Source organism: Neorhizobium sp. DAR64860/K0K1 (assembly GCF_050500205.1).
Taxonomy (GTDB): Bacteria; Pseudomonadota; Alphaproteobacteria; order Rhizobiales; family Rhizobiaceae; genus Neorhizobium; species Neorhizobium soli.
On the sequence record NZ_CP191459.1, the window covers coordinates 396,335 to 409,945 of the forward strand.

The window sequence follows — 13,611 nt, forward strand, 5'->3', positions numbered from 1 at the left end:
GCCTGCCAACCTTCCCGCGCAACGGTCGTGCGGGATGGCTAGGTTTGCGCGGCTCTTCCCGACGGCACCGATCGGGGCTTATCTGATCGCGCTCGTCGTGGGCGTGGCTTTACCGCTGCTTGTCTTCGGCGCCTTTCTCATGCTGCAGCTGGAAGAGCACGAACGGGACATGCTCTCCTCGAATACGGCAGAAGACGCCCAGATGATCGCTCGTGCGGTCGACCGCGAGCTGCAGGACATGGCAACGACGCTGCGCCTGCTGGTCAGTTCTCCCGAGCTGGAGTCCGGTGACCTTCGCGCCTTCCACGAGCGGACCCGGTCGAGCCTGCGTTCCACCAAGCTTTTCGTGATCGTCGCAGACCGGGACGGACAGCTTCGGCTGAATACCCGCGTCCCCTTCGATACGCCGCTCGGCAAGACCGCCAACATGCCAGCGCTCGAATCCATGCTGCGCAGCGGCTTGACGGAAGCCTCCAGCATGTTTCGCGGCACGACCAGCGGAAAGTGGGTCTTCAACGTCGCGATGCCGCTGTCTGAGAAGATAAACGCCTCGGGCGCTGCGATGATCATCACGCAGAATGCCGAGGATCTGCAAAAGCTACTGTCCGTCGATGGCCTGCCGGATGGCTGGTCTGCCGCGGTCCTCGATGGCAGCGGTCAGGTTGTCACCTCGGTCGGTGCCGCAAAGATGGCGGAGGGCGCCAGGTTTCCCAGCGAAACTCTGCGGCTGATGACCGGTTTTCGCGGCACGATCGAAGATGTCGATGGTGCGGGCAAGCAGATGTACGGCTATGCGCAGATTACCGGCTGGGCCTGGAAGACCGTCGTCTGGGGGCCGATCGCGTCCGCGCAGGAAAACATTATCTCCACCTGGCGGCAGCTCGTTGCGGGCGGCATCGTCTTTCTCGCCATAGCCATGGTCGTCGCCTACCTCGTCGCCTGGCAGCTGCGGATCCCGATTAGGCAGATCGCCGACATGGCCGAACGGATCGGCAAGGGCGAAATCGTCTCGCCGGTGGAGACCAAGATCACCGAGGCGAACCAGATCGCCGTCGCGCTTTCGAACGCCTCGTTCGACCGGAGCCAGGCGGAAGACCGTATTCATCTCATCCTGCACGAGCTGGTTCACCGGACAAAGAACATCCTCACGCTTGTCCAGGCTATGATGCGCCAGCTGGCACGCAAGGATACGCCGATGGACGAGTTCCAGAGGGCAATCAGCACCCGCCTCCAGGGGCTGGGGAAATCGATCGAGGCTCTTGCCGAAGAGCAATGGGGCGGTGTTCCGATGCATCGGGTCGTCGAGATCCACATGAGCACGTTTGCGGAAGCGGCGGACCGCGTCCAGATCCAGGGCGAGGATTTCGTGCTGAAGGCGGGTGCAGTTCAGAATCTCGGCTTGGTGCTGCATGAACTCGCCACCAATTCCGTCAAATACGGCGCATTGTCTGTACCCCATGGTACGGTACGGATCTCATGGAGCGATATCGCCGAGGAGACCGTCTCGGGTGGAGACGGCGAGAGCCGTGGTGTGAACCTGCTTCTGGTCTGGGAAGAAAGCGGCGGCCCGACGGTAAAGCCGCCCACCCGCACCGGGTTCGGCACGACCATCATCAAGCGCCACGCCACCGCAGCATTCAGCGGCACTGTCGATATTGATTTCCGGCCCGGCGGCCTTGTCTGGCGGATGACGGTACCGCGTGCCAACCTGGAGCGCCCGGACGCTTCGGAAGGCTTGCGCGACGTCCCTCTTTAAGTTCTCTGGGTGTTTCAATGCGTGGGAACGAAGCGATATCCATCTCAGTTTAGCGGTTATGGATACGTTAGTCAGCACCATTGAAATTGACGTCGAGTCTCTCAAGACGATCGGCCTCACCTATGTCAACGATACCGAACCCGGCATTCGGCGGGAACGACGCGGCAAGGGGTTCAGTTATCGGTTGCCGGATGGTGGCTTGCTGGTCGAGGATGACCACCATACCCGCATCTCCGGACTCGGCCTGCCCCCAGCCTACGAAAACGTCTGGATCTGCCTTGATGCCAGCGGCCATCTCCAGGCAACCGGCTATGACAGCCGCGGCCGCAAGCAGTATCGCTATCACACGGACTGGCAGAATTTCCGCAGCGAGCGCAAGTTCGACCAGCTTGCCCAGTTTGGCGAGGCCTTGCCGCGCATCCGGTCCAGAGCTGCCCGCGATCTGTCGCATGGTCTCGACAAGTCCGAGGCGGTGATCGCCGCACTTGTGGCGCTGATGGACATGACGCATCTGAGGGTCGGCAACCGCGCCTATGCCAAGGAAAACCGCACCTACGGCGCAACGACGCTTCTGAAGCGGCACATGGTTTTGTCCGGCGACGGTATCCTTTTGAAATTCACCGCCAAGGGTGGCAAGCGGGTGCAGCACACGCTGAAACATCCGCGTCTGCAACGTATCCTGGAAGACGTCGCCGACCTTCCGGGACGCCAGCTGTTTTCGTTTCCCGATGAACACGGTACGCCGCGACCGATCGATTCTGGCCGGCTTAACGCCTATCTCGCCAAGGCCGCCGGCTTTCCGGTCACGGCAAAGACGTTCCGCACCTGGGGCGGAAGCCTCGCAGCCTTCATGTCAGCCTGGAATACAATGGCTGAGGACGGACACCGCCCCAAGATCAAGGCACTGTGCAACGCGGCTTCCGAAGCGCTGCACAACACGCCTGCCGTCTGCCGCACCAGCTATATCCATCCGCAGATCCTGGGCCTTGCCGAGGATGTCTCGCCGCTCGAAAAGATCATGAACGCGAAAACCCTGCCGACGGACGGCCGCCGTGGTCTGCGCATGAACGAGCGCCGGCTTCTGGCATTCCTGAAGCAGGAACAGACCTGACCGGACCGGTTCTCGCTCCGTCAGCCAGCGTATGATCTCGTTGCACCCAGACAAGAGAAAGCCCGCACCGACCATGTAGGAGCGGGCTTTCGTTACCAGTCATCCTGCAATCAAGCGGCCTGTCTGTTGTGACGGCCTTCGTTGACTTCCTCGACGATCTTGTCGACGAACTGCTGCAGGTCGTCGGGTGACCGCGATGTGATGATGCCGTTATCGCAGACCACGGCTTCGTCCTGCCAGGACGCGCCTGCATTGCGAACGTCGGTCCGGATCGACGGGTAGGATGTCGCCTTGCGGCCACGCAGGGCATCCGCCTCTATCAGCAGCCATGGACCATGGCAGATGGCAGCAACAGGCTTGCCGCTCGCCACAAAATCTCGCACGACGCTGATCGCCGTTTCATCCTTGCGCAGCACATCGGGATTGATCTGTCCGCCGGGCAGAACCAGCGCATCAAAATCGCTTGCCTTGACGTCCTTCGCTTCAAGGTCGACCGCGACAGAGTCACCCCAGTCGGTCTCGTCCCAGCTTCTGATCTCTCCAGACTTGATCGAAGCGATCTTCACGTCGGCACCACGTTTGCGCAGTTCATCGAGCGGAAACCGGAGCTCCGAGCGCTCGTAGCCGTCGGTTGCTAGAATCAGGATGGAAGCGGACTTCATGTCAGCCATGTTTCACTCCTTTTTATTGTCATGGACTGTTGTCGTGGCCGGCCCGGTTAAAGGCGGCCAGTCGAGAGATCCCTGCCGTTGATAGACGCGGGGACACTGATCTCCTCTCGCGCTGTTCTGGGAAGCGGCAGTACGACGGCATCGGGCACAAGGACCCTAAGCTCTTGCGGGCTTTTGGCCGCAAGATGCTTTGGATGGCCGAAGCTGCGATGCGAAAGGAACCGGTTCTTCAGCATTGTCAGAACGTGATGCATGATGGATCTCCCGTCGTGAACACAAGGTTTTTCGCCCGGTCACTGGATGTCCAACCCGACCGGTGTCATTTCGTTCCAGATCTTACACGATGTAATAGTACGTTACTGAACGACTCGAACGCGCCAAGCTCACAGGAAGTCTCGCCGATAAAAGGTTGGCGTCAGCGAAGAGGCCAGCCACAGTTATGCGTCGCTGGTGTCAGTCAATGGGATGACCGGTCGATCGCTAGATCGGAACGACCATCATGTAACAGGCCGCGATGACCATCACAAAACCTGCAGCCTCGATCCATTCCTTGACCATGATTGCCTCCCGCCACACTCCTAAAGCCTATCAACTGCGATACGGAATCATGGTTCCACGAAATAGCCACAAATGCGGCGAAACGGCCTTATTCATAAAATTTGATTAACTCTTGTCGGCTTCCGCCCTTGCACGTGCCGCTTCCAACACCGAGCGCACTTCGCGGGCCATGGCGTTTTCGATCGCGAAGGCACCATCGGGGGAGAAACCGGGATCTTCCTCGTTGTCCTTGAATGTAGCGTCGTCACGCAGCCGCTGCACGAAACGGGTGGTCGTCAGCTCGCCGCCAATCATTGCAGCGATCAGATCGATCATCAGTTCGCGATGCGCGTTCAGCCGGCCTTCGAGCTCTTCCGGGGGCATGGTCGTCATGGTCTTCTCCCTGTTGTTATGGGTACCAACAGAGAGATAGGGGAGGCGGCCCATCCGGAAACGCGTGCCGCCCTCAAAATTTCGCGGGCAACTTGCGAAACCTCCTAAATTGCAGGGCCTCTGGAACGAATTGCAGCCTCGCACCTTCTATAGGCGAAAGTTTCAATTGGTATGACCAGCGGGGAAATATGGATACGAAATCGAGCCACTTTGTCGTTCACCCGGGTTCCTGGCTTCAGCTGGGTGCAAATTACGACGGCGATGGCGTCAACTTCGCGATTTTCTCGGCGCATGCCGAGCGCGTCGAACTTTGCCTGTACGACCCGAGCGGCAAGGTGGAAATCGCCCGCCTTGAGCTGCCGGAATACACCCACGAGATCTGGCACGGCTATATCCCCGGCCTGAAGCCCGGCGCCCTCTACGGCTACCGCGTCCATGGCCCCTATGACCCGGAAAACGGCCATCGCTTCAACCCCAACAAGCTGCTGATCGACCCCTATGCACGCGAACTGTTCGGCGACGTTGAGTGGAACGAGGCACACTTTGCCTATGACCTCCTTGCCGAAGACAAGGACCTGACCTTCGACGAACGCGACAGCGGTCCCTATACACCGAAGGGCGTCGTCATCGACCCCAATTTCGACTGGCACGATAACAACCGTCCGAAGATCAGCTGGCCGCAGACAGTCCTCTATGAAACGCATGTGAAGGGCTTCACCCAGCTCAACCCCGGCGTTCCGATCGACTTGCGCGGCACGTATGAAGGCATGGGCCACAAGGCGACGGTCGACTACATCAAGAACCTCGGCATCACTTCGGTTGAATTGCTGCCGGTCCACTCCTTCCCGGATGACCAGCACCTGCTCGATCGTGGCCTGAAGAATTTCTGGGGCTACAACACCCTTAACTTCTTCTCGCCGGCCTCGCGCTACTTCGGGCCGAAGGGCATCCAGGGTTTCCGCGAGATGGTGCGGAACTTCCACGATGCCGGCGTCGAAGTCATTCTCGACGTGGTCTACAACCACACCGCCGAAGGCAACGAGCTTGGACCGACCCTGTCGTTCAAGGGCATCGACAACTTTTCCTACTACCGCACCATGCCGGACCAGCATCGTTACTACATCAACGACACCGGCACCGGTAACACCGTCAACACTTCGCATCCGCGCGTACTGCAGATGGTCACCGACTCCCTGCGCTACTGGGCCGAAGCGATGCATATCGACGGCTTCCGCTTCGATCTTGGCACCATTCTCGGTCGCGAGCCGGAAGGCTTCAACGAGCGCGGTGGCTTCTTCGATGCGATCACTCAGGATCCGGTCCTTTCCAAGGTCAAGCTGATCGGCGAGCCTTGGGATATCGGTCCGGGTGGCTACCAGGTCGGCGGCTTTCCGCCTGGCTGGGCCGAATGGAACGACAAGTACCGCGATACGGTGCGCGAATACTGGAAGGGCGACAACGTCTCGACGGACTTTGCGGCGCGCCTTCTCGGTTCCGGCGATCTTTACGATCAGCGCGGTCGTCGTCCCTGGGCATCGGTCAACTTCATCACCGCCCATGACGGCTTCACCTTGAACGACATGGTTTCGTACAACGAGAAGCACAACGACGAGAACGGCGAGGACAATAACGACGGCCATAACGACAACCGTAGCTACAATTACGGTGAGGAAGGCCCGACGGAAGACGAGGGCATCAACGCGGTGCGTGAGCGCCAGAAGCGCAACTTCCTCGCCACGCTGATGTTCTCGCACGGCACGCCGATGCTGCTGGCCGGTGACGAGTTCGGTCGCAGCCAGCTCGGCAACAACAACGGCTACTGCCAGGACAGCGAGATCTCCTGGGTCGCCTGGGAAAACCTGCCGGAAAGCAATGAGCAGCTGCGCGAGTTTACCCGCCAGATCATCAAGCTCCGGCACGAGCAGCCGTTGCTGCGCCGCGAGAACTGGCGCGATGGCATGGACATCAAGTGGTTCAACGCCGGCGGTGGTTTCCAGACCTCCGAACAGTGGGACGAAGGCTCGACGATCGGTCTCTACATTGGCCGTGGCGACCTGAAGGAAGAAGAAGGCATCTGGCACGACGTGCTGCTGCTGTTCAACCCGTTCGAAGGCAACGTGCCGTTCCAGATCCCGCAGTTCGGCGAAGGTGGCTGGGTGCTGGAGATGACCACGTCGGATTATTCCAAGAAGGGTCTCGTGATCACCAAGGAACGGGACTTCGAGCTGGAAGGCCGCAGCCTGGCACTGTTCCGCCGTCCGTGATGGCAGCCTGAATACTCTGATCTCCAAGCCCCGCCGGTATCCGGTGGGGTTTTTCGTTTGGGTGGTATGCCCCAAAGGCAGAACTCACCAGCCTTCAGCCGAACTCATTCGATGACAGCTTTTCCTCATGCTATGTCTCTGTACACACCACGATGCAGGGAAGGGAAGCACAGTATGTCGGCAGAAAAGGTAGCGATCGTCACAGCGGGGGGAAGCGGTATGGGAGCGGCGTCTGCGAAGAAGCTCGCGGCCGATGGGTTCAAGGTGGCGATCCTGTCCTCATCCGGTAAGGGCGAGGCCTTGGCGCAGGAACTCGGGGGGCTCGGCATCACCGGCTCCAACCAGTCCAACGATGATCTCAAGCGGCTGGTCGATACGGTCATGGAGACATGGGGACGGATCGACGTGCTGGTCAACAGCGCCGGCCATGGACCACGTGCGCAGATCGTCGAAATCACCGACGACCAGTGGCATACCGGCCTCGATGTTTATCTGCTCAACGTCATCCGTCCGGTGCGGCTGGTGGCGCCGATCATGCAGGCCCAGAAGTCGGGCTCGATCGTCAATATCTCGACCGCTTGGGCCTTCGAGCCCTCTGCAATGTTCCCGACATCGGCCGTGTTTCGCGCCGGGCTCGCCGCTTATACGAAAATCTTTGCAGATACCTATGCGGCCGACAATGTGCGCATCAACAACGTTTTGCCCGGATGGATCGACAGCCTGCCGGCAACCGATGACCGGCGCGACAGCGTGCCGATGAAGCGCTACGGCACAAGCGAGGAAATCGCCGCAACCGTGGCATTCCTGGCATCCGAAGGTGCCGGGTACATCACCGGGCAGAACCTGAAAGTGGACGGTGGTTTGACGCGGTCGGTCTGAGACCTGCGGTTCTCGTTAGCCGAACGCTGTGTGCGCCGTGTTCGTCAAGGAATCAAACGACGCAGGTGCCGATCACGGCACCTGCCGGATCAGTAGCTCGCTCGTCGATCCGCGGAGGAGTTGCCGGCCTTGCGCACCAGGTTGGTGTAGACGGTGGCGTATTGCTGGGCGCTGCGCTCCCATGAGAATTTCGCCTTCATCGCCTGGTTCTGCAGCCGGGCCCACATTTTTGGTTCCTGGTAGGCGTGCATGGCCCGGCGCAGCGCGAGACGCAGTCCGTCGGTCGTCACAGGGTGGAACTGGAAGCCGGTCGCAACCCGTGCCGACATCGCCGCATCATTCGCATCGATGATGGTTTCCGACAGCCCGCCGGTGCGCGAGACGACGGGCACGGTGCCGTAGCGAAGCGCGTAGAGTTGCGTCAGGCCGCACGGCTCGAACCGCGATGGCTGCACGATCGCGTCCGAACCGGCATGGATGAGATGCGCGGTCGGTTCGTCGTAGCCGATGTGGACGGCCATCTTGCCGGGATAGCGCGCAGCCGTATCCAGCAGCGCCTGTTCGATATCCTTGTCGCCCTGGCCGAACACGATGATACGACCGCCATTGTGGATGACCTCGTCCGCCGTATCGGCGAACATGTCGAAACCCTTCTGCCAGGTGAGGCGGCTGACGGCGGAAAAGATCGGTCCGTTGCCTTCAGGGTCGAGCCCGAACTTTTCCATCAATACGGTCTTGTTGTCGCGCTTGCGCTTTAGCGAGGAGACATCGTAATTGCGCGGAATATGCGGATCCGTTGCCGGGTCCCAGATGTCGAGGTCTGTGCCGTTGACGATGCCGCGCAACACGGTCACGCGCTCGTTCAGGACACCGTCAAGGCCCATGCCGAAACGCGGCGTGAGGATCTCCCGGGCATAGGTGGGGCTGACCGTGGTGATGGCATCGGCCGTCAGCAATCCGCCCTTCAGGTAGCTGATGCCACCGAAATATTCGATCCCGTTGATTGAAAACAGCGAGCTGGGAAGGCCGATCGCGGGAAGGATGTCTGCGGAATACTGGCCTTGGAACGCGATGTTGTGGATGGTGATAACGCTCGGAATCGCGCAGCCCATTTCGCGCATGTAGACCGACGTCATCGCCGATTGCCAGTCATGGGTATGAACGACATCGGGTACGAAACCCGGCAGAAGCCCACCGGCGATTTCCGCCGCAGCCTTCGACAGAGCTGCGAAGCGCCGCCAGTTGTCATGGTGGTCGTTGCCATGCTCGTCGACATAAGGTCCGCCAAGCCGGTCATAGAGTTCCGGCGCGTCGAGCACGAACAGGTTCAGGCCTTCGATTTTCACATGCAGCAGCGACGCGCGGGTACCGAGCAGGTCGTCGAACAGAGCAAGCGGCGTCACGCCGGAGCTTACCTGGGCCATCACTTTCGGATAACCCGGAATGAGCGTTATGGTATCGATCCCGAGGGCAGCAAGCGCCTTCGGCAGCGATCCTGTCACATCGGCCAATCCGCCGGTCTTGACCAGCGGGAAGATTTCCGAGGTGACCGACAATACTTTCATCGCGAAATTTTCCCCACTGCGTCCCCCAAGGCTCCGCTGCGTGCTACGCCCGGGAACGGCGTCCGACGAGTGCGAACGGTCAGTACTCTGACTGGCAACCGGGTCATCAACTGATGCTATTTCGATGGGGCCATCCAAGGGGCCGTACGCGTCCATCATGCCAACTCCCACCCTTGTCCATGCCATTTCACATCAGTGCCGGAGGGGAGACCTGTGTCAGCGACCGCCGAAATGGGAAAACCAGTCAGAGAAATACACGAATACGCAAAAGCCATTGCCGTCTTTCAGATGTAATGATTACCCCGCGGCAGAGACTGCCGCGGCCCGTCATGTCCGCTCTTGTCTGCGTGACCCGGCTGGCGTCAAAGGCCAGCCCGGCCTATCGGGACCGCTTCTTGGCAGGCTGTTTGCCCGCGGGAACCGGGGCCGGAGAAACCGGCACGGACTTCTTTTCGCTTGAGGCCTCGGAGGCGAGCGCTTTTTTCGATTTTTCGGACCCCGCCGCCGCTGACTTGGCAGGCTTAGCTGCTTTGGCGGTGGAATCCTTGGCATTTGCGGTGGGCAGTTTCGGCGCGGATGCTGCAGGCTGTTCGTGGGCGGCCGGTGCCGACGCAGTCGGCTTCAACGTCGCAAACTCCAGTTTTGCGCGCTCCCAGTGCTCCGTATCTTTGCCTGAAGGATACCCCTCTTCCTCCCAGAGCGCATACGCGCGGTGCTTGATCCAGTCTTGTTCGGAATCAGCCATCTTTGTCTCCATTCACCCAAAAGCCGAAACGACCTTGTTGGGAATAAGTTCCATGGATTTCACGACAGAAATTCGATTGATTCAAATCGTGTTGGCACAAACAACCGACCGGACGGAACTATTCGAGGAGTTACGCGTTCGAGACCGCCGGGAGGAGACGCTGCAATGCAAAACTACTGCGATATTGTTCCAGACGCAACGGGCTGGGTCTATGTAATTGATGGGGTACATTCAACTTCGTACTTCCATACAGTGGAACTTGCCGTGGAGGCGGCGAAGGTCCAACTGCTGCGGCGTGGACGATTCCATGCCGGAGTTTTCCGCAGGCTTGGTGTGGATGGAAAGATGGCTCCGATCGAAATGCTGCCGAAATCCGGCATTCCGAAAGCCGCTTACCATAGCTGATTGACACCATTTTTTAGCTGCCACGTCATCCATACGTCTTCGCAATCCTGTGGGACTGCGGAGCGTTTTTGTTTTGGCGATAGTCCGGGCGCCGATGTCGCTGATCGCAACTCAATCCAAAAAAGTCCGGCATGTGCCGGACGTTTTCGTTTTTCTGGCGTCACGTTCGCGAATAAACGCCCGATCTGGTGACCGGGCGTTTGTCGCTGTGGCGATCAGGCTGCCTTCTTGGCAGCGGCGTTGACGGTGGACTGTGCCAGTGCAGACAGCGCTTCGTCGGTCTTGCTTTCTTCGGCAAGCGTCTCGTCGAGAAGCTTTGCCACGTCCTTCAGGCCGAGTTCGGTCGCCCATGTGCGCAGCGTGCCGTAACGGCTGATCTCATAGTGTTCGACTGCCTGTGCAGCGGCCAGAAGGCCGGCGTCGAGAGCCGATGTGCCCTTGAATTCTTCGAGGATTTCCTCGCCTTCGGACAGGATGCCTTCGATCGCGTCGCAGGTCTTGCCCTGAGCGCGCTTGCCGATCAGTTCGAAAACCTGCTTCAGGCGTTCGATCTGGCCTTCGGTCTCTTCCTTATGGGTCTCGAAAGCGGCCTTCAGCTTCGGATCCTGGGCACCGCGGGCCATTTTCGGCAGCGCTTTCACGATCTGGCGCTCGGCGTAGTAGATGTCCTTCAGCGTTTCGTAGAACAGGTCTTCGAGGGTTTTGTCTTTAGCCATGGTGGATCTCCTTGAGAGTCGAATTCGCACCCAATGAACCAAAGCAGAAGCTGAAAGTTCCTCACATATTTGTGAAAAAGGTCGAGATGGGGCGACAGCTTGCGGTTGGTCCGCAGATCAGATGTTCGCGCATGCAAAGGCGGGCGCTCATCTCGAGGTCAGGCGGTCAGCTGCCTTTACCGTCGAGCTTTTCGGACAATTCCTTCTGAAGCTGCAGGGCAAGACCGAGCAGGCGATCGGGCACGTCTTCCTTCTCGATCTCCGCCAACAGAACGGAAACCTTGCGGTTGACGCTGCGTCCGAAACTCGCGTCTTTTTCTTCCACCGGCTTGCTCTGCTTCTTCATTCCGACCTCTGACGTCACCGCCACCGAAAACACCCTCTGCCGGACGCTTTCGCCCGCATTCCCGAGCCCTTTAGAAACCTCTTATACCAATAAGATTAATTTCGGATATCCCGAAAAAGTCACAGCGAAGAATGAAAAAGGGCGACCTCCTATTCGGAGGCCGCCCACTTTGTTCCAATGGTCCGGGTCGGTATCAGTTCTTCGGCGGCTCCGGGGTGCCGGCCGGAATGGACGTTATTGTTGCGGCGACCGGATCGCTCGCCGGAAACGTATCTTCCAGGCCCTCGTCGAGCTGCTGTTCGAGGTCAGCGTCGCTGCCCTTTTCGCGCGCCGACTGCTCAGCCTTCTTGGCCTTCCACTCGTCGCTCTGTGCGCTGTTCTGGTCGTTGTCGTTGGTTTTGTCGGTAAAGCTCATGACATTCCCTCCTTGGTGTTGCCGATGATGCGGAAAAAACGGCTTGCTGCTTCAGTTTGTTCCGGCAGGCCGGCAAGAGCCCCATATTTTCAAGGTGATCTGCCGGCAATCTCCGGGTGGGGTTGAGAGGGCGGAACCAAAATGAAGGGGCACGCGTTTGCAGAAGTCAATCCGGCCGTCGAGACTTGGGAGAGGTAGGCAACGGTGTCTGAATCACAGTTGAATGGCGATCCTGCGCGGGCAGATATCGTGAAGCTTATACCGGCGCTTCGTGCCTTCGCGCGTACGTTCTGCCGCAATACGACGGATGCCGACGATCTCGTGCAGGAAACGCTGATGAAGGCGCTGGCCAACCTCGACAAGTTCGAGCGCGGCACGCGGCTGAAGTCCTGGCTCTTCACCATCATGCGCAACACGTTCTATACCCGATCCAAGATTTTAGGCCGCGAGGCTCCAGGGCTCGAAGAAAACGTGTCGGGCGATACGCCGATAGCTGCTTCGCAGGAAATGGCAATCAGGGCGAAGGAAGTTCGCGACGCTCTCGTAAAGCTGCCTCCCCATTACCGCGAGGTACTGACGCTGGTTGCAATCCTCGGCGAGAGCTACGAGGCAACGGCCGAAATCTGCGGCTGCGCTGTTGGAACGGTCAAGAGTCGTCTCAATCGCGCACGGCACCAGATCCTTCAGGAACTGGGGGAGGAAGCAAGATAACCCCGCTCGTAATTCAAACTCGGCTGCCCGAAGAGGTTGCCATCAATGCCCAGGAGCGCAAGGACATGAAGTTCGTACTGATCGCGACCGCGATCATGATAGCCACGGTCGCTCCTGTCTTCGCATTTATCTAGCCATAAACGTCAAGGCGCCAAAGCGCCTATGCCGGATCCTCGTCGAGTTCGGGATAGTGGCGAAAGATACCGCTCTCGTTGAAAGCGATGCGTCGCTCCGATTTGAGATAGGCGGCGATCCTCGGCCTTTTCCCGACGGCGTCGCGAAGTCTGGCCACATTCGGATACCGGCTGTCCAGCGATGCCATTGCCCGCGGGAAAGCGTAGGTCAACCCTTCGGCGATCTGGAAGAGCGACAGGTCCACATAGGTGATCGCGCCGCCGACAGCCCAGCCTTCGCCGGTCGGGTTTGATCCGATCACGCCGTCGAAATAACCGAGAAACTTTGGCACCCGCTGCGCAAAAAACCCCTTTGTGCGCGCCTTGGCTTCCGGCTTCTGATCCTCGTAATATTCCCCGGTGCTGATCGGATGGTGGGTGTCGTGAACCTCGGCCACGAAGTCGGTGATCGTCAGCTGCAGACCCTGCGCAAACACACGCAACCGTTCGTCATCGGGAGCAAGCCCGAGCTTCGGGCCGAGATAGTGCAGGATGTTGGCGACATGCGAGACGACGATCTCGCCATCTTTCAGAAACGGCGGAGCGAAAGGCAGGTCGGGATAGGCTTGGTTGCCCTTCAGGTAATTCATCATCTTTTCGGACCCGTCCGTGGTTCTCGCCACGTCGAGATAGTCCGCACCGGCGTCTTCCAGCGCCAGTCTGACGAATTCGCCGCGACCCTGCAGGCCGTCCCAGTAGTAGAGTTCATATGCCATGGCTGTGCTTGCAATCCCTGTTTGAGTGGGTCACCGTCGATCGCTGCGGCGTTCTCTTTCCGAACGAGCATAGCGCCCGTTTGTTCTCGCACTTCTGCACGGCTGGCATTCCGTATCGTATCTTGAACATCTCCGGAGAGCGCTAGATTACCACGCGACACCGGCTGAATGTCCGGCTTGCCACCTATAATGCCCGTCTTCAGTTCGG

The 13,611-nt window shown here is 59.3% G+C and carries 14 protein-coding genes; 6 read left to right on the forward strand and 8 right to left on the reverse strand.

Features of this window, described 5'->3' with window-relative positions; all coding sequences use genetic code 11:
* Positions 1-34: 34 nt before the first annotated feature.
* The gene (locus ACQY1J_RS06490) at positions 35-1,756 is read left to right on the forward strand and encodes an HWE histidine kinase domain-containing protein (RefSeq protein WP_430250990.1); all 1,722 of its coding nucleotides are present in this window, start codon (positions 35-37) and stop codon (positions 1,754-1,756) included.
* Between the two features lie 85 nt (positions 1,757-1,841).
* Positions 1,842-2,867 carry a DNA topoisomerase IB gene (locus ACQY1J_RS06495; protein WP_430251869.1) on the forward strand — a complete coding sequence of 342 codons (1,026 nt, stop codon included), beginning with the start codon at positions 1,842-1,844 and terminating at the stop codon, positions 2,865-2,867.
* Positions 2,868-2,977: 110 nt separating this feature from the next.
* On the opposite strand, the gene ACQY1J_RS06500 is transcribed toward ACQY1J_RS06495, so the two are convergent.
* Both ACQY1J_RS06500 and ACQY1J_RS06505 read right to left on the reverse strand, forming a co-directional pair.
* A complete protein-coding gene (locus ACQY1J_RS06500) occupies positions 2,978-3,538 on the reverse strand; it encodes a type 1 glutamine amidotransferase domain-containing protein (protein ID WP_062461469.1) in 561 nt (186 codons plus the stop codon).
* A 663-nt stretch (positions 3,539-4,201) separates the two neighbouring features.
* Positions 4,202-4,468 (reverse strand): hypothetical protein, encoded by a 267-nt coding sequence (locus ACQY1J_RS06505; RefSeq protein WP_192077734.1) that lies wholly within the window; start codon positions 4,466-4,468, stop codon positions 4,202-4,204.
* A gap of 188 nt (positions 4,469-4,656) precedes the next feature.
* Between ACQY1J_RS06505 and glgX the strand changes: the two genes are divergently transcribed.
* Together glgX and ACQY1J_RS06515 are read left to right on the forward strand one after the other, a co-directional pair.
* The gene (glgX, locus tag ACQY1J_RS06510; protein WP_062461460.1) at positions 4,657-6,732 is read left to right on the forward strand and encodes a glycogen debranching protein GlgX; all 2,076 of its coding nucleotides are present in this window, start codon (positions 4,657-4,659) and stop codon (positions 6,730-6,732) included.
* 174 nt (positions 6,733-6,906) lie between these two features.
* On the forward strand, positions 6,907-7,611 hold the full coding sequence (locus ACQY1J_RS06515) for an SDR family oxidoreductase (RefSeq protein WP_092659550.1): 705 nt from the start codon (positions 6,907-6,909) through the stop codon (positions 7,609-7,611).
* Between the two features lie 89 nt (positions 7,612-7,700).
* On the opposite strand, the gene glgA is transcribed toward ACQY1J_RS06515, so the two are convergent.
* Both glgA and ACQY1J_RS06525 read right to left on the reverse strand, forming a co-directional pair.
* Positions 7,701-9,176: a glycogen synthase GlgA gene (gene glgA, locus ACQY1J_RS06520; protein WP_062461454.1), complete on the reverse strand. Its 1,476-nt coding sequence runs from the start codon at positions 9,174-9,176 to the stop codon at positions 7,701-7,703.
* Between the two features lie 379 nt (positions 9,177-9,555).
* Complete coding sequence (locus ACQY1J_RS06525; protein ID WP_062461451.1) at positions 9,556-9,921, reverse strand: DUF2934 domain-containing protein; 366 nt, start codon at positions 9,919-9,921, stop codon at positions 9,556-9,558.
* A gap of 165 nt (positions 9,922-10,086) precedes the next feature.
* Between ACQY1J_RS06525 and ACQY1J_RS06530 the strand changes: the two genes are divergently transcribed.
* On the forward strand, positions 10,087-10,326 hold the full coding sequence (locus ACQY1J_RS06530) for a hypothetical protein (protein WP_139283771.1): 240 nt from the start codon (positions 10,087-10,089) through the stop codon (positions 10,324-10,326).
* A 215-nt stretch (positions 10,327-10,541) separates the two neighbouring features.
* Here the strand turns inward: ACQY1J_RS06530 and ACQY1J_RS06535 are convergent, their stop codons facing one another.
* The 3 genes from ACQY1J_RS06535 to ACQY1J_RS06545 all read right to left on the reverse strand — a co-directional run bounded on the left by ACQY1J_RS06535 (position 10,542) and on the right by ACQY1J_RS06545 (position 11,803).
* The gene (locus ACQY1J_RS06535) at positions 10,542-11,042 is read right to left on the reverse strand and encodes a ferritin-like domain-containing protein (protein WP_062461448.1); all 501 of its coding nucleotides are present in this window, start codon (positions 11,040-11,042) and stop codon (positions 10,542-10,544) included.
* A gap of 166 nt (positions 11,043-11,208) precedes the next feature.
* Positions 11,209-11,388, reverse strand: a complete 180-nt coding sequence (locus ACQY1J_RS06540) for a hypothetical protein (RefSeq protein WP_062461446.1) — start codon at positions 11,386-11,388, stop codon at positions 11,209-11,211.
* 193 nt (positions 11,389-11,581) lie between these two features.
* Positions 11,582-11,803, reverse strand: coding sequence for a hypothetical protein (locus tag ACQY1J_RS06545; protein ID WP_062581961.1), 222 nt, complete (start codon positions 11,801-11,803; stop codon positions 11,582-11,584).
* Positions 11,804-12,049: 246 nt separating this feature from the next.
* Here ACQY1J_RS06545 and ACQY1J_RS06550 point away from each other — a divergent pair, with 246 nt between their 5' ends.
* On the forward strand, positions 12,050-12,514 hold the full coding sequence (locus tag ACQY1J_RS06550; RefSeq protein WP_430251871.1) for a sigma-70 family RNA polymerase sigma factor: 465 nt from the start codon (positions 12,050-12,052) through the stop codon (positions 12,512-12,514).
* A 160-nt stretch (positions 12,515-12,674) separates the two neighbouring features.
* Here ACQY1J_RS06550 and ACQY1J_RS06555 read toward each other — a convergent pair whose 3' ends face one another.
* A complete protein-coding gene (locus ACQY1J_RS06555) occupies positions 12,675-13,403 on the reverse strand; it encodes a glutathione S-transferase (RefSeq protein WP_430250991.1) in 729 nt (242 codons plus the stop codon).
* Positions 13,404-13,611: the final 208 nt, after the last annotated feature.

Bases quoted from the DNA above. Each gene is read 5' to 3' on its own strand.
- ACQY1J_RS06490 (WP_430250990.1), top strand. From the start codon at position 35: ATGGCTAGGTTTGCGCGGCTCTTCCCGACGGCACCGATCGGGGCTTAT.
- ACQY1J_RS06500 (WP_062461469.1), bottom strand. From the start codon at position 3,538: ATGGCTGACATGAAGTCCGCTTCCATCCTGATTCTAGCAACCGACGGC.
- ACQY1J_RS06505 (WP_192077734.1), bottom strand. From the start codon at position 4,468: ATGACGACCATGCCCCCGGAAGAGCTCGAAGGCCGGCTGAACGCGCAT.
- glgX (WP_062461460.1), top strand. From the start codon at position 4,657: ATGGATACGAAATCGAGCCACTTTGTCGTTCACCCGGGTTCCTGGCTT.
- ACQY1J_RS06515 (WP_092659550.1), top strand. From the start codon at position 6,907: ATGTCGGCAGAAAAGGTAGCGATCGTCACAGCGGGGGGAAGCGGTATG.
- glgA (WP_062461454.1), bottom strand. From the start codon at position 9,176: ATGAAAGTATTGTCGGTCACCTCGGAAATCTTCCCGCTGGTCAAGACC.
- ACQY1J_RS06525 (WP_062461451.1), bottom strand. From the start codon at position 9,921: ATGGCTGATTCCGAACAAGACTGGATCAAGCACCGCGCGTATGCGCTC.
- ACQY1J_RS06530 (WP_139283771.1), top strand. From the start codon at position 10,087: ATGCAAAACTACTGCGATATTGTTCCAGACGCAACGGGCTGGGTCTAT.
- ACQY1J_RS06535 (WP_062461448.1), bottom strand. From the start codon at position 11,042: ATGGCTAAAGACAAAACCCTCGAAGACCTGTTCTACGAAACGCTGAAG.
- ACQY1J_RS06540 (WP_062461446.1), bottom strand. From the start codon at position 11,388: ATGAAGAAGCAGAGCAAGCCGGTGGAAGAAAAAGACGCGAGTTTCGGA.
- ACQY1J_RS06545 (WP_062581961.1), bottom strand. From the start codon at position 11,803: ATGAGCTTTACCGACAAAACCAACGACAACGACCAGAACAGCGCACAG.
- ACQY1J_RS06555 (WP_430250991.1), bottom strand. From the start codon at position 13,403: ATGGCATATGAACTCTACTACTGGGACGGCCTGCAGGGTCGCGGCGAA.